A 19,511-nucleotide genomic window follows, 5' to 3' on the forward strand; every position below is an offset into this window, starting at 1 on the left:
TCATTCCTTTCGCGCTTGCTGGATATAGACCGCTGCCAGAATGATTGCCGCTTTGGCAATCAGGGCGACCTCGTCTTCAACACCGTTGGCAAGCAGCGTGTATTTGACAAGCTGGATGATGACCGCGCCGAGAATAGCGCCGAAGATCGGTGCCTTGCCACCCTGAAGCAGTGCGCCACCGACAACCGCTGCCGCGATTGCATCAAGTTCCATAAGGTTGCCGTTACGGGCTGCGTCCGAGGCCGAATTGATGGCAACAACAATAAGTCCTGCAAGGCCGGACAGCACTGAACAGATGACATATGCGCCAATCTTGACGCGGCGGACCGGTCCACCGGAGAGTTTCGCAGCCCGCTCGTTGCCGCCGATTGCCAGCAGGTAGCGGCCGAAGATGGTTCTGTTGACCAGCCAGAACAACAAGCACGCAATTGCGATAGCCAGCCAGCCCTGGAACGGAAAGCCGAGGATCTTTCCTGTGCCGAGATAGCTGAACTCGGGATTGGAAAAGGTTTGAAGATTGCCGTTGGTCAGTACCTGGGCAATGCCGCGGCCTGAAATGAACAGGATCAGCGTTGCGATAATCGGCTGAACTTTCAAGACAGCGACGATTGCACCGTTGAACAATCCGCAGACAAGTGCCGCGACGAGAGGAAAGAAGAGCGCAGCCAGAAGTCCCAGCACCGGATAGGTGGTGCCGAATTCGGAAAGGAATATGAGCGGTGCAAGCGCGCCACTCAGTGCCATGACGGCACCGACGGACAGGTCAATGCCACCGGTCGCTATCACCAACGTCATGCCCATGGCAACAATGGCGATTGTTGCCACTTGAGAAATGTTGACGGCGAGTGTCTGCGCCTGAAGGAAATTAGGCGTGACGAGGATGTTGAAGATCAGAATGACTGCCAGGGCGACGAGCCCACCATGCTGCTTCAACCGGTTCGTGAAATCTGTTCGCATGGGTTCTTCCGACGTAAGGCTTGTCATGGTGCAGGCTCCTCGTGATGAGCGAGGGCCCTGACGAGCGCGTTCTCGGTGATGCCGGGGTTGGTGAGTTCTGAAACCGCCTTGCCTTCATGCATTACGACAATGCGATTGGCGCCTTCAACCAGCTCCTCGAATTCGGAACTGATCAATATGACCGCGTGACCTTCATCGACAAAGTTTCGGATGATGGTCTGGATCTCGCGCTTTGCGCCGACATCGACCCCTCTCGTCGGTTCATCCAGAATGAGAATGTCGGGCTTGGTCGCCAGCCAGCGCGCAAGGAGGACCTTTTGCTGATTGCCTCCGGATAACTCCCGGATCGGCTGATCCATATGCGCTGTCTTGATCCCGAGCTGACTGATGAAGTCTTCGACAAGCGATTTTTCGCGTTCAAGGTCTATCTGGCCGCTTTTTCGAAGGTGCGGCAGCAGGGCCAGCGTAAGATTTTCCCGCACTGACATATGCGGGATGATGCCCTCAGCCTTGCGATCTTCGGTCAGAAACCCGATCCGGGCCTTTATGGCCTCCGCCGGCTCAGTTGGTGCATATGGTGCACCTTTCAAATGCATGTTGCCGCCGGTCAAGGGATCCAGTCCGAAAATGGATCGGGCAGCTTCCGTCCGTCCCGCGCCGAGCAGGCCGCCAAGGCCGACAATTTCGCCGCGATGAAGGGTCATGGAAAATTCGCTCAGGCGAGGACCAGTGGAAACTTTGTCCACCTGAAGCACGATTTCTTCGTAAGCCTGCTTGCCACCGGCAAGTTCCGTCAGGCCTTCGGCTTCAATTTCCTCGGCATTGCGGCCAAGCATGGCTGCGATCAGGTCCAGTTTGGACGTATCTTCAATCGTCTCGCATCCGACCGTCTGGCCGTCGCGCATGATGGTGACGCGATCGCAGATCTGAAACAGCTCATCGAGAAAATGTGAAACGTAAAGAACGGAAACACCTGAGGATTTGAGCTCACGGACAACACCAAACAGGATCTCGACTTCTGAACTGTCGAGGGACGATGTCGGTTCATCCATGATGACCAGTTTGGCATCCATGGACACCGCCCTGGCAATCGCGACAAGTTGCTGGATGGCCGTCGAATAGCTGCCGAGCGGGGCGGTTACATCGATGTCGATACCAAATCGCGACAGAATTTCCTGGGTCCGCCTGTGGGCCTCAGGCCAGTTGATCAGAAAGCCAAGTGTTCTGGGTTCCTGGCCCATGACGACATTTTCGCTGACAGAACGCAGCGGCACCAGGTTCAGTTCCTGGTAAATCGTTGCGATACCGGTTTCCTGTGCTTCTCTGGGAGAGGTCAGGTGGCTGGGTGCTTCGGCGAATTCAATTTCGCCTTCGTCGCGCCTATACAGGCCGGTCAGAATCTTGATGAGGGTAGATTTGCCCGCACCATTTTGACCGATCAGGGCGTGGACTTCTCCCGGCTTGATTTCGAGTGAAGCGCTCCTGAGCGCGGGCACCCCACCGAAATGCTTCTTTATCCCAGACATGGCTAATAGCGGCGCCATATCCACTCCAGTTCGGACTTCAGAATTCAAGAAAATGCCGGAAGGGGTGTCCCTTCCGGCAGGCGGGGTTCAGTAAGCCTCGTCGATGTGATCCGCTGCATTCTCGGGAGTGAAGATGCGGTCCTTGACCTGAACCCAGGGTTCGATGGTTTCGCCAGCCGCGTAGCGCTTCATGGTCTCGCAAGCGAGCGGTCCGAAGAACGGCGAGCTTTCAACCGTGACGCCCATCTTGCCGTCGATGATGGCCTGGAGCGCATCACGTGTTCCGTCGATCGAAACAACCAGGATGTCTTCGCCAGGCTTGCGTCCGGCAAGTTCGAGTGCCTGAATGGCTCCAATCGCCATTTCATCGTTATGGGCATAGACGATGTTCACGTCCGGATGAGCCTGAAGGAGGGTCTCCATGACCTGACGCCCGAGGTCGCGGGCAAAATCGCCCGACTGAGACGCAACAATCTCGAAGCGGCTGTCTTGCAAAATGCGGTCGTCAAAACCCTTCTTGCGGTCGTTGGCCGGTGAAGACCCGGTCGTGCCCTCAAGCTGAACGATAATGCCCTTGTCACCTTCGAATTTTTCGATGGTCCACTCGGCAACGCGGCGGCCCTGGTCGATAAAATCGGAGCCCAGGAAGGCAACGAAGTCTTCGCCCGGTTTTGCCGCATTGGGGTCGACGGAACGGTCAACCAGGAATGTCGGAATACCGGCAGCCTTGGCTTTCTTGACTGCAGGAATGAGCGGCTTTTCTTCGCGTGGCGGCAAGAAGAGGACATCGATGCCCTGTGCGATCATGCTATCGACATCCGCAACCTGCTTTGCGGCAGAGCCTGCAGCGTCGGTCGCGATCAAATCCCAACCGCAGCTTTCAGCAGTGTCATGAAAGGACTTGGTTTCCGCGATGCGCCAAGGGTTGTTGGATTCCATCTGGGCAAACCCGACCTTGTAGCGGTCTTTTTGTTCCAGAGGCGGAAGTCCGGATGCCGATGCCATTGTCGTCATCGCGCCGATTGCAATGGCGGTTGCCATCAAGAGAGTACGTTTCATTTTTTCCTCCACAAAGGTGCGGCCAAAATCCTCCGGGCCGCTTCTATGAGGCGCTAACCCCAATTCAGATAAGCTGTCTGCTTGCGCAGATAGTTGTCGAAGCCATAGCGGCCGTCTTCACCTCCAAGTCCGGACATGCCCCAGCCGGTATGGAAACCTTGGACGGCTTCACCGTTCGACCGGTTGAGGTAGAGTTCGCCGAAATTCAGAAGATAGGGAGCACGTGCCAGTCTTTTGTAGTTATTGGTGAAGAGGTAAGCCGAGAGACCAAACTGGGTGTCGTTGGCCAGTTGAACGGCTTCCTCAAAACTGTCTATCCGCATCGCGGTTGCTACCGGGCCGAATACTTCATCACGTATTGCCGGGAGGCTGTTGTTTTTGGCTTCCAGGACAGTTGGCGCAAGCCAGTGTCCCTTCTGGTAAGGGCCACTGTCCAGGATACCGCCTTTCAAAAGCACGTCGGCACCCGCGTCGATGCTGGTGGCGACTATCTGTGCGACCTTGTCACGCTCCAGCCGGCTCACCTTTGGGCCTAGATCAACCGGACGCAGCGGGTCGCCAATGGTCAGGTCCTTTGAGGCCTTGACGAACTTGTCGAGAAATTCGTCGGCGATCCCACGGTGCAAATACATGCGTTCGTTGCAGGTGCAGATCTGTCCGCAATTGGTGTAACGGGCTGCAACCGCAGCGCCGACCGCCGCGTCGATGTCAGCATCCTCCATGACAATGAAAGGAGCCTTGCCGCCGAGCTCCAACCGGACAACCTTGATGAGGTCGGCACTGGCCCGGTAGATCTCCTGGCCAGCGCGGGTGCTGCCTGTCATCGTGACGAGGTTCGAAAGCGGGCTTTTGACGAGCTTCTCGCCGACGACGCGGCCGCGACCCGTAACGACATTGAAAACGCCGGCTGGAATTCCGGCTCTTTCACTCAACGTTGCCAGGGCAAGACCGGACAGAGGTGTTATTTCGTGGGCCAGCAGCACAAAGGTATTGCCGGCGACCAGTGCCGGTCCGAGTTTTCTGGCGGCGAGTGCGGACGGGTAGTTCCAAGCTGTCAGGCCGACAACCACGCCGTATGGATGGCGGCGGATGTGGATTTCCTCAGATGTATTGTCGGAGGTGACGATGTCGCCTTCGATCCGCCGCGCGTTTTCGGCCGCGTACCGCAAGAAAGTTTGCGTTGCTCCGATTTCGTCATGGGCATGTGCAAGAGGTTTGCCCTGCTCAAGGCTAACCAACCGAGCCAGAGCATCCTCATGTGCTGCTATTTCATCTGCCAGTGCCGAAACCGCTTTGCCCCGTTCAATCGCAGGCAACGCGGCCCATGCCGGCTGTGCGGCCTGGGCGGATCTAAGGGCAGTGACCGCGTCTTCCTCTGTTCCGTCGATGATCGTGGCCAAAACGGCCTCGGTCGCCGGATTTTCGACTTCAATTGCCGTGCTGGAATCGCGCATTATCCAACGGCCATTGATGTACATGCCCGCCGAAACGGTTTGTCCATCGGAGAATGTGAAATCAAACACTGAGTCAACGCCTTTTGGTATGACCAAACTAAAAGTAATAAGATGCAGATATGCTCAAATGTCAAACCAAATTTGGATCAACGATATAGACAAAATGATAAAATATTGAAAATAAACAATAAAAATACCTGATGGGAAATAGTTCCGAAAAAATGGTTTTACCAAGAGGTATTTTCTGTCATACCAAAAAAGCGATCAATAGAGGATTGAGATGGAAAACAGAACTTCCGTGGAGATCGGTAACGACGCAGGGCGTGCGGCTGACAACGTCGTCGCGGCACTCGAAGCGCAGATCGTGTCAGGGCAACTCAAAAACAAAGCGCCGTTACCGGCCGAGCGTGAGTTGATGGAGCAGTTCGGTACCAGCCGAACGGTGATCCGAGAAGCAATTTCAAAGCTCTCGAGCCTCGGGCTGGTCGAAACGCGACCGCGCTTCAGGCCGATCGTGCGCAAGCCTGACTATGCGACTGTCCTACACGCCTGTGGGAATGTTGTGCAGCATCTTCTAACGGACAAGACAGGCATCAAGAACCTCTATGACAGCCGCGTCTTTATGGAGCGGGCTCTTGTTCGCGATGCCGCCATGTCGGCTCGCAAGGAAGACATCGTCGACCTGAAAGCCGCGCTTGAGAACAACCGAAACGCCATCCCGGATTCACTGGAATTCTACAGAACCGATGTGGCGTTTCATGGTGTTCTTTACCGGATACCAAGAAACCCGATCTTTCCGGCTATTCACGAAGGTTACACCTCATGGCTGGCTCCGCAGTGGGACCAGATGCTCCGCTCTCCGGAAAGGAACGAGGTGAACTACATCGCTCACAAGGCAATTCTGGATGCCATCCTGGAGCGGGATCCGGCAGCTGCAGAAGAAGCGCTGACCAATCACCTCAAAGCGGCATGGGAGTTTGTCCGGGTGACATTTGACTGGGGAGAGGAATGACTGCAGCCTATGATTACATCGTTGTCGGGGGAGGGTCCGGTGGAGCAGTTGCTGCGGCGCGGCTGGTCACAAAAGGCAATGCGCGGGTGCTTCTGCTAGAGGCCGGCCATTCCCATCGCCACCCGCTCTTGGACATGCCTCCTGGTATCTTCAAAATGATCAATGGCTCCAAGTACATGCGGTACCATAAAACGGTCCCTCAACCGCATCTTGATGGCCGCGTGCATGACATCCCGCAAGGGCATGTTCTTGGGGGTGGTTCCTCGGTCAATGCTCAGGTCTATATGCGCGGCAGGCCGGGCGACTATGATGCCTGGAACGAACTTCTGCGCGAAAACAACGACAATCCGGGTTGGTCTTGGTCCGATGTGTTGCCGCATTTCAGAGGCATGGAAGCCAACAACCGGTTGGCGGGCGATCTTCACGGAACCGACGGCGAGGTGAAAGTCTCTGACCCAGGATATGTCGATACGATGTCGCGCTGGTTCGTCCAGGCGGTGCAGTCGCTCGGCGAGCCCTATAACACCGATTTCAATGGAGTTTCGCAGCGCGGTGTCGGATTTTATCAGTTCACAAACCGCAATGGCAGGCGCAGCTCGACTGCATATGCTTTTCTTGAGCCGTTGAAGGGCGATGGCCGGCTAACCATCAAACTTCAGGCTGAAGTGGAAAAGGTTATTGTTGAAAACGGACGCGTTGTCGGCGTCAGGTACCGAGATCAGAACGGTGTGGAAACGGTCCATGCGGATGGCGAAGTGATCCTCGCCGCCGGTGCACTGGTCACGCCCAAAGTTCTGATGTTGTCGGGTATCGGCAATCCGGCTCATCTTGCAGAGCACGATATCAAGGTGGAGGCGGACTTGCCGGGTGTCGGGCAGAACCTGATCGACCACCCGGAGGTGCCAATCACTGCATATGCCAATGGTCCTCACGGCTACTACCGTCAGGGTGAAGGGTGGCGAATGCTGTGGAACGGGATCCAGTATAAGATATTCGGCAGTGGTCGCATAACATCCGCAGGCGTTGAGGCCGGGGCATTTGTCAATCCGAGCAATAGAACGGAAAATCCGACGATTCAGGCATTTTGCGTACCGATCGTTTATCTTGACCGGGATGCGCAGTCAGAGCTGAAAGACGGCCACGGTGTCACCGTTACAACGGTCGTTGTAAAACCGAAATCTCGAGGAGAGGTGAGGCTGGCGTCCGCCGACCCTGCTGAAATGCCGGTCGTGTGCCCCAATCTTCTGAAGCACGAAGAGGATATGGCGGAAATGATCGCCGGGCAGCGGTTCTTCCTGGAAGCTTTTCGCGCGGAGCCTCTTGCCTCAAGGTTGAAGGGCGTGGCCATTCCGGATGCAGGCGACACGTCAGATGAGGCGCTCAGGCAGCACTGCAAGAGATTTGTCAAAACAAACTATCATCCCGCCGGCACGGCGCGCATGGGCGCGGACAGTGACAATATGGCCGTACTTGATGCCAGGCTCAGGGTAAGGGGTGTCGAGGGACTACGCGTTTGCGACATGTCTGCTGTGCCGGATATCAACGCGGGCAACACGAACGCTCCGGCAATGATGCTGGGCTCAAGATGCGCAGAATTTGTGTTGCAGCACTAGCAGGCGCGCCTTCCAAACCCTGCGGAGTTCAAATGCCGAGTGCGCGCATCTGTTGCGACATTTGGGTGAATGACCCCGCAACATGCTTGTTGATCGCTGCTTCCGCGCGAGCCGCGTCATGTGCCTTGAATGCCGCGATCAGCTCTCGATGCTCTTCCATGATCGTCTGGTAACGTACAGGGCTAATTCTCAGTTTTGCTCCGTGAACGTTCAACGCTGTGCGCAGCTTCCTCCAGAGATCGGCCGCCACATGATTGTAGTGCTGGCGGCAAATAGCCCAGTGAAATTCGATATCCAGTTTCCGAAAGGCAATCAGGTCCGCAGTTGGCAGTTCTTCGATCCGCCTTTGAATGTCTTCCATCTCTTCAATCATTTCCGGCTGGGCATAGTCGGCAAACCAGGAAACAAAATAGGGCTCCAGCAACTGCAGCACTTCGAAGATGTTCTGAATGGTATTGGCATCCGCCTGCTTGACCACGGCACCGCGGTTTGGGTGAATTTCAACAAATCCCTCACCCTGCAGTAGCCTCAATACTTCACGAACGGGGCTTGTGCTCACGCCGAAGCGATTGGCCAGTTCTGACACCTTCAGTCTTTGGCCAGCCTCCAGGCGACCCGTCGATATCTCATCAAGCACCGCATCATACAACGAAGCTTCCTGGTCATCGGATTTGCTGAATGTGCTCATGCTTTTCCTTGGGTGACGTGTCGTCCGCGCGTCATTGGTAGCAACCGAAACGCGTCCGCTCAATCCGTAGTTTTGATCTTTTGCCACATTTTGTTCGTGAATACACTGCAAAAGATGCGTTAAAATCTTAAAAAAATCGACTAAACTAAAAAAATAGTCGACGATTTTGATTCTTTGGTGTAGCTTGCCTGCAATTGGAAGAGAGGTAAGCGACATGAAAGAGGCTTCAGGAGTTGTTGACTATGAGGCAACGCCAGTCTCGCGGGGGTGGGAGGATCGCGCAGCGCGGATTGCATCCATCACGCCCTTTGTCGTTCGCGTGGGCAAGCGAAATCAGTTGCTGGTAAAGCTGGTAACAGAGGACGGATTGCATGGCTGGGGCGAAAGTGGCCTTTCCGGCCGTGAAGGCGCGGTTTCAGCGGCGATCGATCATTTCGCATCCTTTCTTCTGGGCCAGGATTCCAGACGCATCGGCCGGATCTGGCAGGAATGCTACCGCAGTCAGTATTTTGAGGGCGGCAGGGTCCTGACAGCAGCCATTTCCGCGATCGATATCGCGCTTCATGATGTGCTGGGGAAACGACTGGGCGTGCCGGTCTATCAATTGCTTGGCGGGCGGCAGCGAGATGTTGTTCCGACATTTGCGAGCACGATGGCGACATCACGCTCTGAGCTTTTGAGGCAATGCCGGGAACTCGTGCAGGCAGGTTGGGATTGCATACGGATCTATCCCTCCAATTTCAGAGACGATGTGATTTTCGATCCAAAGGCCGGTCTTGGGGACGTGGCTGGAGATCTGATTGAAATCAGACAGACATTCGGGCATGCGGTCACGCTCGGCATAGACATGCATCACCGGTTGAGTGTTGCAGAGGCCGCCAGCTTCTGTGCCATGTTGCCAGCCGGGACGCTCGACTTTCTGGAAGAGCCCATTCGCAGTGAGGCGCCGGAGGCCTATGCCTCGCTGCGCACAATGACAAATATCCCCTTTGCCGTTGGTGAGGAGTTCGCCTCAAAATGGGCTGCCGCTCCCTTCCTGGAGCAGGGGCTAACACAATACATGCGCCTTGATATCTGCAATATCGGTGGCTTCACCGAAGCCATGAAGGTCGCGGGATGGTCGGAGCGTTTTTACATCGACCTGATGCCCCACAATCCACTTGGACCCATCTGTACGGCCGCAACCGTTCATCTGTCAGCGGCTGTGTCCAATTTCAGCTGGCTGGAAACACGCCAATCCCCGGTCGAGGATCTCGGATTTCACGACCCCGCATTGTTTCCCGTCCAGCCCGTTCTGGATGGCCCCAACTACCAGATCCCCGAAGGGCCCGGACTGGGCGTGGAGGTCGACGAAGAAGCGATCTCAGGTCAAAGCCCGGCTCATGTCGAAGCGCCGCATCTGCGGCACCCGGATGGTTCGGTCACCAATTGGTGACGGTTCGAATTCTCTTTGCTGATAGAGGAGGAGCAAATGAGTAAGCAGAGAAATCTGAAGTCTGTTCTGATCGGTGGCGTTGCCATGGCATCCCTGACGATGCTGCACATGGGAACTGCTCTCGCAGCGGACTTCAAGGAAGCACCGCAACTTGCCGATAAGGTCAAGGCGGGTCAGTTGCCAAGTGTTGAGGAAAGACTGCCAAAGTCACCTTTGGTCATGGAGCCGATCACCAGTGTTGGAGAATATGGCGGCACCTTGAGGCGCGCCATTCTCGGTGGCGGGGATCAGCACAACATTGTGCGTTTGATTGGCTCTGAAAACCTGGTCCGTTGGAGCCCGAACTGGTCTTCTATTGAACCGAATATTGCAGAAAGTTTCGAGGTTTCCGACGACGCCACAACCTTCACATTCAAGCTGCGTGAGGGCATGAAATGGTCGGATGGCGAGCCGTTCACGGCCGATGACATCATGTTCTGGTATGAGGTTCTGCTTGATGAGCGGCTGACGCCGAGCAAGCACCCGAATTTTGTCGAGACGGCGGGTCCGGTGCAGGTCAAGAAGATCGACGACACGACCGTAGAATTCAAGTTTGAGGAGCCGAACGGACTGTTCCTTCAGAACATGGCTTACGGATTCGGATATTACGTCGTCAACTTTCCGAAGCACTATCTCGCTCAATTCCATATCGACCACAATCCGGATGTTCAGAAACTGGTAGATGCAGAGCCGGCAGCAGCAGATTGGGTTCAGCTGTTCAATCTCAAGGCCGGTCCCATGCACACGCCCATATTCTGGCAAAATGCTGACCGTCCGACGTTGCATCCCTGGCATCTGAAAAATGGCTACGGCGCAACAGAACGGGTCGTTGCTGAGCGTAACCCTTATTTCTGGAAGGTCGATCCGGATGGCCAGCAATTGCCGTATATCGATCAAATCACGTGGGATCAGGTGGAAGACGTTGAAGCCATCTTGCTCAAGGCCTTCAATGGAGAGATCGACTATATGGCGCGCCATATCGGCCGACCTGTCAATCTCGCGGCGCTGACGGACAACAAGGACCGGGGCAAGTACGATTTCTATCAGGTTGGAGACATTCCCGGCAGCCAGACGGCGCTCATGTTCAATCTGAATAATGCAGATCCGGTGAAAAACGAGATCGTCAACAACCTCGATTTCCGCAAGGCCGTCAGCCATGCAGTTGATCGGGAAGCGATCAACGACATTGTGTACCTTGGTGCGGGAAATCCGGTTCAGACTGCGCCGCATCCCCTATCTCCTTTCTACAACGAAGAATGGGCAAAGCACTCCACAAGCTATGATCCGGAAAAGGCCGGCGCTCTGCTCGACAGCATCGGGCTGGACAAGAAGGATGAGGATGGTTTTCGACTTGGGCCCGATGGCGAACGGTTTACGATTGTTTTTCTGGTCGCAGATGTATTCGGCTGGCAATACCCGGATGTAATGGAACTGGTTGCCGGTTACGCCAAGGATGTCGGTCTGGATTTCCAGGTCAGGGCAAGCGACAGATCACGACTGTTCGAGATTGTCAGTTCTGGTGAGCACGACGCCTATCTTTGGAACTGCCCGGGTGGACTGGTCGATGCCTATGCCAATCCGGATTGTTACGTGCCGCGTGGCCAGGCTGTGTTCTGGGCACCCAAATGGGCAGCCTGGGGGGCGGATCCGAGCACTGGAACGGAACCTCCGGAAGAGATCAAGGAACTCTTTGAGATCTACCGTGGCGTGACCTCAACCGCCGATCCTGCAAAACAGGAAGAAGCGCTGGTGAAACTCATCGACAGTGCCAGCAAGCAATTGCTGACAGTGGGTCTTATCCAGAGCAACGGGGCATTCGGTATCGCAAGGAACAATCTGCGCAACCACGTGGACCCGATGCCAATTGCCGGACAGTTGTGGACGCCGGCACCCTATACGTCGCAGTTTTACTTCGAAGGCGGCGACAACCTGCCTTAAGTAAACTTGTCACCCGGTCTCTCAATGTTGCGACCGGGTGCACTCCACCGCGAGGTTTGCCATGTCCTCCCGGCACCTCGCGGTTTTTCTCTGGTATCATCCCTGGCGGGCAACATCGGCAATGTTTGGCTTTTTATACCGACGCCTTCTTTACATGATCCCGACCGTTTTTCTGATTTCGGTCGTGACCTTCGTGATCATTCAGCTGCCACCTGGTGACTATCTGGACACGTTGGCGGCTGAATTGAGTGATTCCGGAGGCCTTGACGAGGGCACCATGCAGGCGTTGAGGGATCAGTACGGTCTCGGTCAGCCGATGTATGTTCAGTATCTCAAATGGATGTCCCAGATCCTGTTTCACGGCAATTTCGGGATATCTTTTGAGAAGAACATTCCCGTCAACGACATCATCTGGGACAAGCTGGGCTGGACCTTCGCCATTTCCCTGATGACACTTCTTTTCATCTGGATGACAGCACTTCCGATCGGCATCTATTCCGCCGTGCGCAAATATTCCGCCGGGGATTATATCGCCACGTTTTTTGGGTTCATCGGGCTTGCGGTTCCAAATTTCCTGCTCGCTCTGGTGATGATGTATGTGGCCTTCAAGTATTTCGGCCAGAGTGTCGGCGGGCTTGTCAGCCCGCAATATCTCGGCGAGCCCTGGACGTTCGACAAGTTTCTGGATCTTTTGGCGCACATTTGGATGCCGATCGTGGTTGTCGGCACTTCGGGTGCAGCGGCGCTGATCCGCATCATGCGCGCGAACCTCCTGGACGAGCTTTACAGGCCTTATGTCGTAACGGCGCGTGCCAAGGGCATGTCCGAGTTCCAGCTTCTGCTCAAGTACCCGGTTCGGGTGGCACTCAATCCCTTCGTCTCGACCATTGGCTGGATCCTGCCCACATTGGTTTCCGGTGAAATCATTGTTGCGGTTGTCATGAACCTGCCGACGACCGGACCGCTTCTCCTCAGGGCTTTGCTGGTCCAGGACATGTATCTCGCAGGTTCGCTCATCCTCCTGGTCAGCATACTGACCGTGATCGGTACGTTGGTTTCCGACCTGCTACTTGCCTGGATTGATCCGAGGATCCGCTATCAATGACCGTTGAAACAACGCTTGGGCCGTCGGGCACTGAAGAAGAACACACGCCGGAGCTGCTAGGCCCCTGGGCTCTGATGTGGCGGAAGTTCCGGCGCCATCGTGTTGCCTATGTCAGTCTTTGGATCACCGGTCTTATCTATTTCATGGCCTTGTTCGGCGACTTCCTGGCGCCGGAAAAAGTCGACGAGACCAACCGCAGGGGCATTTTCGTACCTCCGCAGGGAATTCACTTCCTGGTGACAGATGAGGATGGTAGCCGTTCCTTCCAGCTTCACGCCAAGGCGCTAAAAATGCAGGTGGACCGGGCAACCATGCGGCGCAGCTATGTCCAGGACCCGGACAAGATCATCCCGCTCGGGTTTTTCGTGGAAGGCTACAGCTACAAGATCCTGGGTCTGATCCCCTCAAAGACCCACTTCTTCGGCCCGAAGAACCCGCGTGATATCGTCTATTTTCTCGGGTCGGACAGATTGGGCCGGGATATCCTGAGCCGCATTATCATCGGCACCAAGATTTCGATGTCCATCGGGCTTGTCGGCATTGTCGTCTCGCTGGTGATCGGCGTCTCTCTGGGCGGGCTTTCAGGCTACTATGGCGGATGGGTCGATACGCTCATTCAGCGCCTGGTCGAGTTTTTGCGATCCATACCCACCATACCGTTATGGATGGGGCTTGCTGCGGCGATCCCGCTCGGATGGCCACCGCTTTATACCTATTTCGTGGTCACCATTATCGTTTCGATGATCGGATGGACCAGCCTTGCGCGCGAGGTTCGCGGCAAGTTCCTGTCGCTCAGAAACGAAGACTTCATCACGGCGGCCCGTCTTGACGGTTTGACGGATTGGGAAGTTATCCGCAAACACATGGTGCCTTCGTTCTCCAGTCACATCATCGCCTCTTTGACCCTGGCCGTTCCGTTGATGATCCTGGCCGAAACGTCCTTGTCTTTTCTCGGTATCGGGCTTCAGCCGCCTATCGTGTCGTGGGGAACGCTTTTGAAAGAGGCACAGAACATCCGCTCGATCATTGAAGCGCCCTGGCTGCTGATTGCGCCGGGAACGATGATCGTGATTGCCGTTCTGGCACTCAACTTTCTGGGAGACGGCCTTCGTGATGCCGCAGATCCGCATGCACACTGAACCAGACCAGACAAGCCATACCGTTCAGCCACTGGTCGAGATCCGGGGTTTGAAGACGCATTTCTTTACCGACGATGGGGTGGTGAAAGCAGTCGAAGGTGTCGATCTGGACATCCACGCGAACAGAACGCACTGCATATTGGGGAGTCTGGTTGTGGCAAGTCGATCATGGCACGCTCGATCCTCCGCATTGTTGATGCGCCGGGCAAGATCGTAGAGGGCAGTATCATTTACCGGCCCGGAGACGGACGCTCTGTCGATCTTGCGAAAATGCGGCCTGGCTCTCGGGATCTCCGCGAAATCCGCGGACAGGATATTGCCATGATCTTTCAGGAGCCTATGTCCTCGCTCGGGCCGATTACGAAGGTCGGAAAGCAGATTGTCGAAACGATCCATTTGCATCGCCGTGTATCCAGGGCAGAAGCAAAGGAACAGGCGATCGAGCTGCTCGACAAGGTAGGCATTCCCCGTCCATCGGAAAGGTTCGAGGCTTATCCCTTCGAATTGTCGGGAGGCATGCGTCAACGCGCCATGATCGCCATGGCGCTTTCATGCAGGCCGCGCCTGTTGATCGCCGACGAACCGACGACGGCACTGGATGTGACCACGCAAGCGCAAATCCTTGATCTGATAGCGGAGCTCAAGGAGGAGCTGGAGATGGGTGTCCTGCTCATCACGCATGATCTGGGTGTGGTTGCGGAAGTCGCTGAAGATGTTTCGGTAATGTATATGGGCAAGGTCGTCGAGAAGGGCGATGTCTTTTCGATCTTCGAAGATCCGCGCCATCCCTACACCCAGGCCCTGATGCAATCGGTTCCGAAGTTGGGAATGGAAAAACGTCATAGACTGCCAGCGATCAAGGGCATGGTTCCCCATCCGCTTGCACGACCCTCAGGCTGTGCCTTTCGCACAAGATGCAGCCAGGTCATGGCTGGTGTTTGCGACAAGGATGAGCCCGGGCTTTTGAAAAGCGGCAAAACGGATGTTGCCTGTTTCCTCTATCAAGAGGAGACCGCCAGTGTCTGATACCATTCTGAAGGTCCGGGACCTCAATATGCATTTCCCCGTGGGAGGTGGTTTCTTCGGCAAGTCGACAGACGTGGTTCGAGCTGTCGACGGGATCAGTTTTGACGTTCGCCGCCGTGAAACCTTCGGAATCGTCGGTGAAAGCGGAAGCGGCAAGACGACACTCGGCCGATGCATCATGAGAGTGCTTAAGCCGTCTTCGGGCAGTATTGTTCTGCGCCGGAAGGACGGTCAGGAAGTGGATCTTTGCCGGAGCGGCAAGGCTGAATTGCGCGATATCTGGAAAGACATGCGCATGGTGTTTCAAGATCCTCAGTCCTCGCTAAACCCACGACTGCGCGTCTTGGAAATTGTCGGCCAAAGCCTGCGAAAGTCTGAAGGGTTGAGTGGCAAGGATCTGTCTGAGCGTGTAGCACAGCTGCTGAGGCAGGTTGGGCTGAGACCCGAATTTCTGATGCGTTATCCGAATGCGTTTTCCGGGGGCAGCGCCAAAGACTGGGCATTGCCAGGGCGTTGGCAACACAGCCTGAATTGATCATTGCCGATGAAGCGGTCTCGGCACTCGATGTCTCCATTCAGGCACAGATCTTGAACCTCTTGCAGGATCTGCAGGAAGAGTTTTCGCTCACATATGTGTTCATCGCACATGATCTGGCGGTTGTTGAGCACATCTGTGACCGCATTGCCGTGATGTATCTCGGGCAGGTGGTTGAGTTGGCGGAAACGGAGGCGTTGTTTCGAGCGCCCAAACACCCTTACACACGCGCGCTGCTTGATGCAGTTCCAGTGCCTGACCCACGCAAGCGGCGTGGCAAACACAAGGTTTCCAAGCTCGCTGACGTTGGCGCAGGTTCCAAAGGGTGCCGTTTTGCGGCGCGGTGCCCGCACGCAACGGACCTTTGCCGCAATGAGGCACCACCCGCCAAGCGAGTTCAGGATTCGGACGTGCTTTGTCACTTCGCGGGCGAAATCTGAAGGACCCGCCGGCAACGATCTTTTCATCTCAAAAAAGAGTTAGGACCAGACCCCTCATGACCATTGAACAGCCGCGCGCGGGCAAACCGAATGTCATCTTGATTTCGACAGATCAGCAGCGCGGCGATTGCATTGGTCTCGACAATCGGCACGTGAGGACACCCAATATCGACAGAATCGGCCGGAGCGGGGCAATGTTTGCGAAGTGCATTACGCCCCATCCAATGTGCCAGCCGGCAAGAGCTTCCATTTTGACGGGCAAACTGCCCTACACCCATGGCGTCAGGGACAACGGTCGAAACCTCGGCGAGAAAATAGGTTCCCTGGGCATGGCCAATGTCTTTTCAGATGCCGGCTATGAAACGCGATTTATCGGCAAAGCCCATTTTGCCAGCAACGAAACCTTCCATCCCACCGGCGCACCTGAGTGTTATCACAGCACCGCGGACTTCCCGGCGGACTGGGGTGGCCCTTACTTTGGTTTCCGGCAGGTTGAGTTGATGCTGCGCCCGCACCACCATTGCGGATGGCAAGAGGCACCTTACACGCTTCATTACGAGAATTTTCTGGATAACGATGGCGGTGGCCGGGTTCGCTGGATCCGCGCCAAAGAGCATGTACTTCCGGAAACGTCGCATTATCAGGCCTGGCGTTCAGCGCTCGAGCCTGGTTGGCATTCTTCTCCCTGGATAGGGGATCGAGCGATCGACATGATCAAGAACAAGGGCGACAAGCCGTTGTTTGCTTGGGTCTCCTTTCCAGATCCGCATCCTCCGTTTCTGGCGCCTAAACCCTGGTGCGATCTGTATCATCCCGATGAGGTAGACCTTCCGCGCCATTGGCAGCTTGACCTGGACAATCGGCCCTGGTGGCATCGCGCGTTTCTGGAAAGTCCAGTACGGCATAACCTCAAACGCGAGCACGCAGAAGGCGGCAAGAACTGGGGTGTCGTGGACCCGCTTGAAGAGCAACAGCTCAGGGACATCACCGCGATCTACTACGGGATGATTGCCTGGATTGATGCTCAGGTCGGCAGGATTTTCGAAGCGCTTGAAGCAAGCAACGAACTTGAAAACACCATCATCGTCTTTATCAGCGACCACGGCGAGTGGCTTGGTGACCATGGCCTGCTGCTCAAGGGGCCAATGCTTTATGATGGCCTGCTTCGCGTACCATGCCTGATCCGAGGGCCGTCCATTCCGGAAGGGATCGTTGTTCAAGACCCCGTATCTACTGTAGACCTGAGACAAACACTTGCGGACCTGGCCGGCATTGAGGCCTCGCCTGACAATGGCCGGTCATTGCGTTCGGTGATGTTTGGAAAGGAAAGCCGGGACTTTGCGCTTAACGAATGGGAGGTCGATGCTGCCAGAAGCGGCATTGATATGGACCTGACGACAGTTCGAAGCCAACGTTACCGTATGTCGGTCGATCTGAAAACGGAAACGGGTGAGCTCTACGACCTTCGCGACGACCCATCGGAAATGGCGAACCTTTTCGAAGATGCAGGCTACGCTGCGATTGTGAAAGAGCATATGGACATGATCCGCAGCAGACCGGATGACAAAGTCCCTGTCGCACCGCGAGTCGGCTGGCACTAGTGTCCGTACCCCTGGGCATTCAGCGCCGTTGAGGGTCGGATTTTTTCAGCAAAGAGATCAGTGGAAGTCCGCGTGGACCTTCCTTAAGGGGTCACCAGCACCTTGACGAGGTGTTCCCGGTCTTCGACAAGTTTCGGGAACTCTTCCGGCAATTCGCTCAGGCTGAGCTTTCGCGACGCGAGCGCGTCCGTCGGGATCTTGCCGCTGCGCATGGCGTCCATGACGCGGTCAAAGTCCGACTTGAGGGCATTGCGCGACCCGATGATGCGCGCTTCGCGTTTATGAAACTCGGCGTCATTGAAAGTGATGTCGTCTTTCACGACGCTGACCAGGACGGCGCTGCCGCCGTGCGCGAGCAAGGGAAACCCGTTTTCGATTGCCCTGGCATTTCCGGTTGCATCGAAGACGGCATCGAAACCGTCCGCAATCTCGCCTTCCAGCACCGTATCACCGGCAACGTGGACCGCGTTGAAGCCGAACAGCTTGCTTGCAAGGTCAAGACGTGCACGGCTCAGATCCATGAGATGAACATCAGCACCGGCTAGGCGTGCGAACAGCGCTGTTCCGATGCCGATGGGGCCGGCACCTGTGACCAGCACAAGGTCCCCACCGGATATCCCGGATCGGGCGACCGCATGGGCGCCGATGGCCAGAAACTCGACCATTGCAGCCTGTTCAGCCGTCAGACCGTCGGCTGAATAAAGGTTTTGCCTGGGCACGGCAAGGCGCGAACACATGCCGCCGTCGCGATGGACACCCAGAACTTCAATGTTGCTGCAGCAATTCGGCTTGCCGCGCCCACAAGCCCGGCACTTGCCGCACGAAACATAAGGATTGACCACGACGAGTTTGCCGGCTTCAGGTCCTTCGGCGATATAGCCGGACAATTCGTGGCCAATGACACGCGGATAGTCCAGATAAGGATGTTTGCCTTCAAAAATGTGATAATCGGTCCCGCAAATTCCGATTGCGGCAATATCGATCAGAACCCAGTCTTCCGGTGCACTGACCGGCATGGGCCTTGTCTCCAGCGCCATCTTTCCAGGCTCGACGCACACCAGGCAATTCATGACGTCTGTTCTTGTGTCCATCATGCCTGAGGCTCCAGGTTGCGAGCGGACCAGTCGGCCGGAAGTTCGCCCTTGATAATCAGGCTGAGCACATCGTCCTTTGTCACCTGATCGATGTGGTGCGCACCGACAACGCGGCCCTTGTTCATCACCACGACGCGGTCGCAGAGTTCAAAAACGTCGTGCATGTCATGACTGACCAGCAAGATGCCGATGCCTTCGGTGCGAAGTTGCTTGATCAGTTCGCCGACCATTGCCGTCTCCGATGGACCGAGGGCCGCTGTCGGTTCGTCCATGATCAGAATTTTCGCTTCAAAATAGATCGCCCGTGCGATCGCAATTACCTGACGCTGTCCACCGGACAGACTTGCGACCGGGTCGTTGAGGTTCTTGAAATTTGGATTGAGACGTCTCAGAACGCGCTGGGATTCCGACATCATCCTTGCATCATCCAGATCGCCGAACCGGTTCGTCAGCTCACGTCCGAGGAACAGATTTGCAGGAGCGTTCAGATGATCGGCAAGGGCGAGTGTCTGATAGATGGTTTCAATACCAAACTCGCGCGCATCGTGCGGATTTTGAATATGGGCCGAGTGCCCATTGACTTTGATCGTGCCTTCATTGGGCATCATTGCACCCGACAGGATGCGCATCAGACAGGACTTGCCGGCGCCATTGTGACCAAGCACGCCGACAACCTCGCCCGGATATAGATCAAGCGACACGTTGTTCACGGCGCGGATGCCGCCAAAGTGCTTTTCAATGTCGATCATCTGAACCAGAGGCGGTCCAGATTGAGTGTGCGGGGTCATGTTGCCGGTCCTAGCAAAAGTCTGGAAATGGGCCGGGCACTCCAGGTCAGGAGCGCCCGGCC

General features: G+C 55.8%; 16 protein-coding genes and 1 pseudogene. 10 read left to right on the forward strand and 7 right to left on the reverse strand.

The window, feature by feature from the left end; translation table 11 throughout:
- From ACZ1HV_RS21435 to ACZ1HV_RS21450, 4 genes are all read right to left on the reverse strand, one after another.
- Positions 1 to 984 carry an ABC transporter permease gene (locus ACZ1HV_RS21435; RefSeq protein WP_472716251.1) on the reverse strand — a complete coding sequence of 328 codons (984 nt, stop codon included), beginning with the start codon at positions 982 to 984 and terminating at the stop codon, positions 1 to 3.
- A complete protein-coding gene (locus ACZ1HV_RS21440) occupies positions 981 to 2,501 on the reverse strand; it encodes a sugar ABC transporter ATP-binding protein (RefSeq protein WP_472716252.1) in 1,521 nt (506 codons plus the stop codon). Before ACZ1HV_RS21440 ends, ACZ1HV_RS21435 begins: the two co-directional genes overlap by 4 nt.
- A gap of 69 nt (positions 2,502 to 2,570) precedes the next feature.
- Positions 2,571 to 3,542: an ABC transporter substrate-binding protein gene (locus ACZ1HV_RS21445; protein ID WP_298813153.1), complete on the reverse strand. Its 972-nt coding sequence runs from the start codon at positions 3,540 to 3,542 to the stop codon at positions 2,571 to 2,573.
- 53 nt (positions 3,543 to 3,595) lie between these two features.
- A complete protein-coding gene (locus ACZ1HV_RS21450; protein ID WP_472716253.1) occupies positions 3,596 to 5,065 on the reverse strand; it encodes an aldehyde dehydrogenase family protein in 1,470 nt (489 codons plus the stop codon).
- A gap of 211 nt (positions 5,066 to 5,276) precedes the next feature.
- Between ACZ1HV_RS21450 and ACZ1HV_RS21455 the strand changes: the two genes are divergently transcribed.
- Together ACZ1HV_RS21455 and ACZ1HV_RS21460 are read left to right on the forward strand one after the other, a co-directional pair.
- Positions 5,277 to 6,008, forward strand: a complete 732-nt coding sequence (locus ACZ1HV_RS21455; RefSeq protein WP_298985697.1) for an FCD domain-containing protein — start codon at positions 5,277 to 5,279, stop codon at positions 6,006 to 6,008.
- The gene (locus tag ACZ1HV_RS21460) at positions 6,005 to 7,621 is read left to right on the forward strand and encodes a GMC family oxidoreductase (protein WP_472716254.1); all 1,617 of its coding nucleotides are present in this window, start codon (positions 6,005 to 6,007) and stop codon (positions 7,619 to 7,621) included. Before ACZ1HV_RS21455 ends, ACZ1HV_RS21460 begins: the two co-directional genes overlap by 4 nt.
- 28 nt (positions 7,622 to 7,649) lie before the next feature.
- Here ACZ1HV_RS21460 and ACZ1HV_RS21465 read toward each other — a convergent pair whose 3' ends face one another.
- Entirely contained in the window at positions 7,650 to 8,309 is a 660-nt protein-coding gene (locus ACZ1HV_RS21465) for a GntR family transcriptional regulator (RefSeq protein ID WP_298813144.1), read from the reverse strand.
- A 214-nt stretch (positions 8,310 to 8,523) separates the two neighbouring features.
- Between ACZ1HV_RS21465 and ACZ1HV_RS21470 the strand changes: the two genes are divergently transcribed.
- The 8 genes and pseudogenes from ACZ1HV_RS21470 to ACZ1HV_RS21505 all read left to right on the forward strand — a co-directional run bounded on the left by ACZ1HV_RS21470 (position 8,524) and on the right by ACZ1HV_RS21505 (position 17,567).
- The gene (locus ACZ1HV_RS21470) at positions 8,524 to 9,744 is read left to right on the forward strand and encodes a mandelate racemase/muconate lactonizing enzyme family protein (protein WP_472716255.1); all 1,221 of its coding nucleotides are present in this window, start codon (positions 8,524 to 8,526) and stop codon (positions 9,742 to 9,744) included.
- A 36-nt stretch (positions 9,745 to 9,780) separates the two neighbouring features.
- The gene (locus ACZ1HV_RS21475) at positions 9,781 to 11,721 is read left to right on the forward strand and encodes an ABC transporter substrate-binding protein (RefSeq protein ID WP_298813142.1); all 1,941 of its coding nucleotides are present in this window, start codon (positions 9,781 to 9,783) and stop codon (positions 11,719 to 11,721) included.
- A gap of 121 nt (positions 11,722 to 11,842) precedes the next feature.
- Positions 11,843 to 12,826: an ABC transporter permease gene (locus ACZ1HV_RS21480; protein ID WP_152504166.1), complete on the forward strand. Its 984-nt coding sequence runs from the start codon at positions 11,843 to 11,845 to the stop codon at positions 12,824 to 12,826.
- Positions 12,823 to 13,965: an ABC transporter permease gene (locus ACZ1HV_RS21485; RefSeq protein WP_472716256.1), complete on the forward strand. Its 1,143-nt coding sequence runs from the start codon at positions 12,823 to 12,825 to the stop codon at positions 13,963 to 13,965. The genes ACZ1HV_RS21480 and ACZ1HV_RS21485 overlap by 4 nt, the downstream gene beginning before the upstream one ends.
- A gap of 168 nt (positions 13,966 to 14,133) precedes the next feature.
- The gene (locus ACZ1HV_RS21490) at positions 14,134 to 14,991 is read left to right on the forward strand and encodes an ABC transporter ATP-binding protein (RefSeq protein WP_472716257.1); all 858 of its coding nucleotides are present in this window, start codon (positions 14,134 to 14,136) and stop codon (positions 14,989 to 14,991) included.
- A gap of 28 nt (positions 14,992 to 15,019) precedes the next feature.
- A pseudogene (locus ACZ1HV_RS21495) lies at positions 15,020 to 15,486 on the forward strand (ATP-binding cassette domain-containing protein); the annotation flags it as partial.
- Positions 15,487 to 15,504: 18 nt separating this feature from the next.
- Complete coding sequence (locus tag ACZ1HV_RS21500) at positions 15,505 to 15,966, forward strand: oligopeptide/dipeptide ABC transporter ATP-binding protein (RefSeq protein WP_472718483.1); 462 nt, start codon at positions 15,505 to 15,507, stop codon at positions 15,964 to 15,966.
- 56 nt (positions 15,967 to 16,022) lie between these two features.
- Positions 16,023 to 17,567 carry a sulfatase family protein gene (locus tag ACZ1HV_RS21505; protein WP_472716258.1) on the forward strand — a complete coding sequence of 515 codons (1,545 nt, stop codon included), beginning with the start codon at positions 16,023 to 16,025 and terminating at the stop codon, positions 17,565 to 17,567.
- Between the two features lie 83 nt (positions 17,568 to 17,650).
- On the opposite strand, the gene ACZ1HV_RS21510 is transcribed toward ACZ1HV_RS21505, so the two are convergent.
- Together ACZ1HV_RS21510 and ACZ1HV_RS21515 are read right to left on the reverse strand one after the other, a co-directional pair.
- Positions 17,651 to 18,661: a zinc-binding alcohol dehydrogenase family protein gene (locus ACZ1HV_RS21510; protein ID WP_472716259.1), complete on the reverse strand. Its 1,011-nt coding sequence runs from the start codon at positions 18,659 to 18,661 to the stop codon at positions 17,651 to 17,653.
- Positions 18,658 to 19,449, reverse strand: a complete 792-nt coding sequence (locus ACZ1HV_RS21515) for an ATP-binding cassette domain-containing protein (protein WP_472716260.1) — start codon at positions 19,447 to 19,449, stop codon at positions 18,658 to 18,660. The genes ACZ1HV_RS21510 and ACZ1HV_RS21515 overlap by 4 nt, the downstream gene beginning before the upstream one ends.
- Positions 19,450 to 19,511 lie beyond the last annotated feature (62 nt).

This window comes from Roseibium sp. JB4-4 (genome assembly GCF_055693425.1).

Excerpts from the sequence above, each read along its gene's own strand:
- ACZ1HV_RS21460 (WP_472716254.1), top strand. The coding sequence starts at position 6,005 with ATGACTGCAGCCTATGATTACATCGTTGTCGGGGGAGGGTCCGGTGGA.
- ACZ1HV_RS21490 (WP_472716257.1), top strand. The coding sequence starts at position 14,134 with ATGGCACGCTCGATCCTCCGCATTGTTGATGCGCCGGGCAAGATCGTA.
- ACZ1HV_RS21480 (WP_152504166.1), top strand. The coding sequence starts at position 11,843 with ATGTTTGGCTTTTTATACCGACGCCTTCTTTACATGATCCCGACCGTT.
- ACZ1HV_RS21455 (WP_298985697.1), top strand. The coding sequence starts at position 5,277 with ATGGAAAACAGAACTTCCGTGGAGATCGGTAACGACGCAGGGCGTGCG.
- ACZ1HV_RS21510 (WP_472716259.1), bottom strand. The coding sequence starts at position 18,661 with ATGATGGACACAAGAACAGACGTCATGAATTGCCTGGTGTGCGTCGAG.
- ACZ1HV_RS21470 (WP_472716255.1), top strand. The coding sequence starts at position 8,524 with ATGAAAGAGGCTTCAGGAGTTGTTGACTATGAGGCAACGCCAGTCTCG.
- ACZ1HV_RS21440 (WP_472716252.1), bottom strand. The coding sequence starts at position 2,501 with ATGGCGCCGCTATTAGCCATGTCTGGGATAAAGAAGCATTTCGGTGGG.
- ACZ1HV_RS21435 (WP_472716251.1), bottom strand. The coding sequence starts at position 984 with ATGACAAGCCTTACGTCGGAAGAACCCATGCGAACAGATTTCACGAAC.
- ACZ1HV_RS21475 (WP_298813142.1), top strand. The coding sequence starts at position 9,781 with ATGAGTAAGCAGAGAAATCTGAAGTCTGTTCTGATCGGTGGCGTTGCC.
- ACZ1HV_RS21445 (WP_298813153.1), bottom strand. The coding sequence starts at position 3,542 with ATGAAACGTACTCTCTTGATGGCAACCGCCATTGCAATCGGCGCGATG.
- ACZ1HV_RS21505 (WP_472716258.1), top strand. The coding sequence starts at position 16,023 with ATGACCATTGAACAGCCGCGCGCGGGCAAACCGAATGTCATCTTGATT.
- ACZ1HV_RS21485 (WP_472716256.1), top strand. The coding sequence starts at position 12,823 with ATGACCGTTGAAACAACGCTTGGGCCGTCGGGCACTGAAGAAGAACAC.
- ACZ1HV_RS21515 (WP_472716260.1), bottom strand. The coding sequence starts at position 19,449 with ATGACCCCGCACACTCAATCTGGACCGCCTCTGGTTCAGATGATCGAC.
- ACZ1HV_RS21465 (WP_298813144.1), bottom strand. The coding sequence starts at position 8,309 with ATGAGCACATTCAGCAAATCCGATGACCAGGAAGCTTCGTTGTATGAT.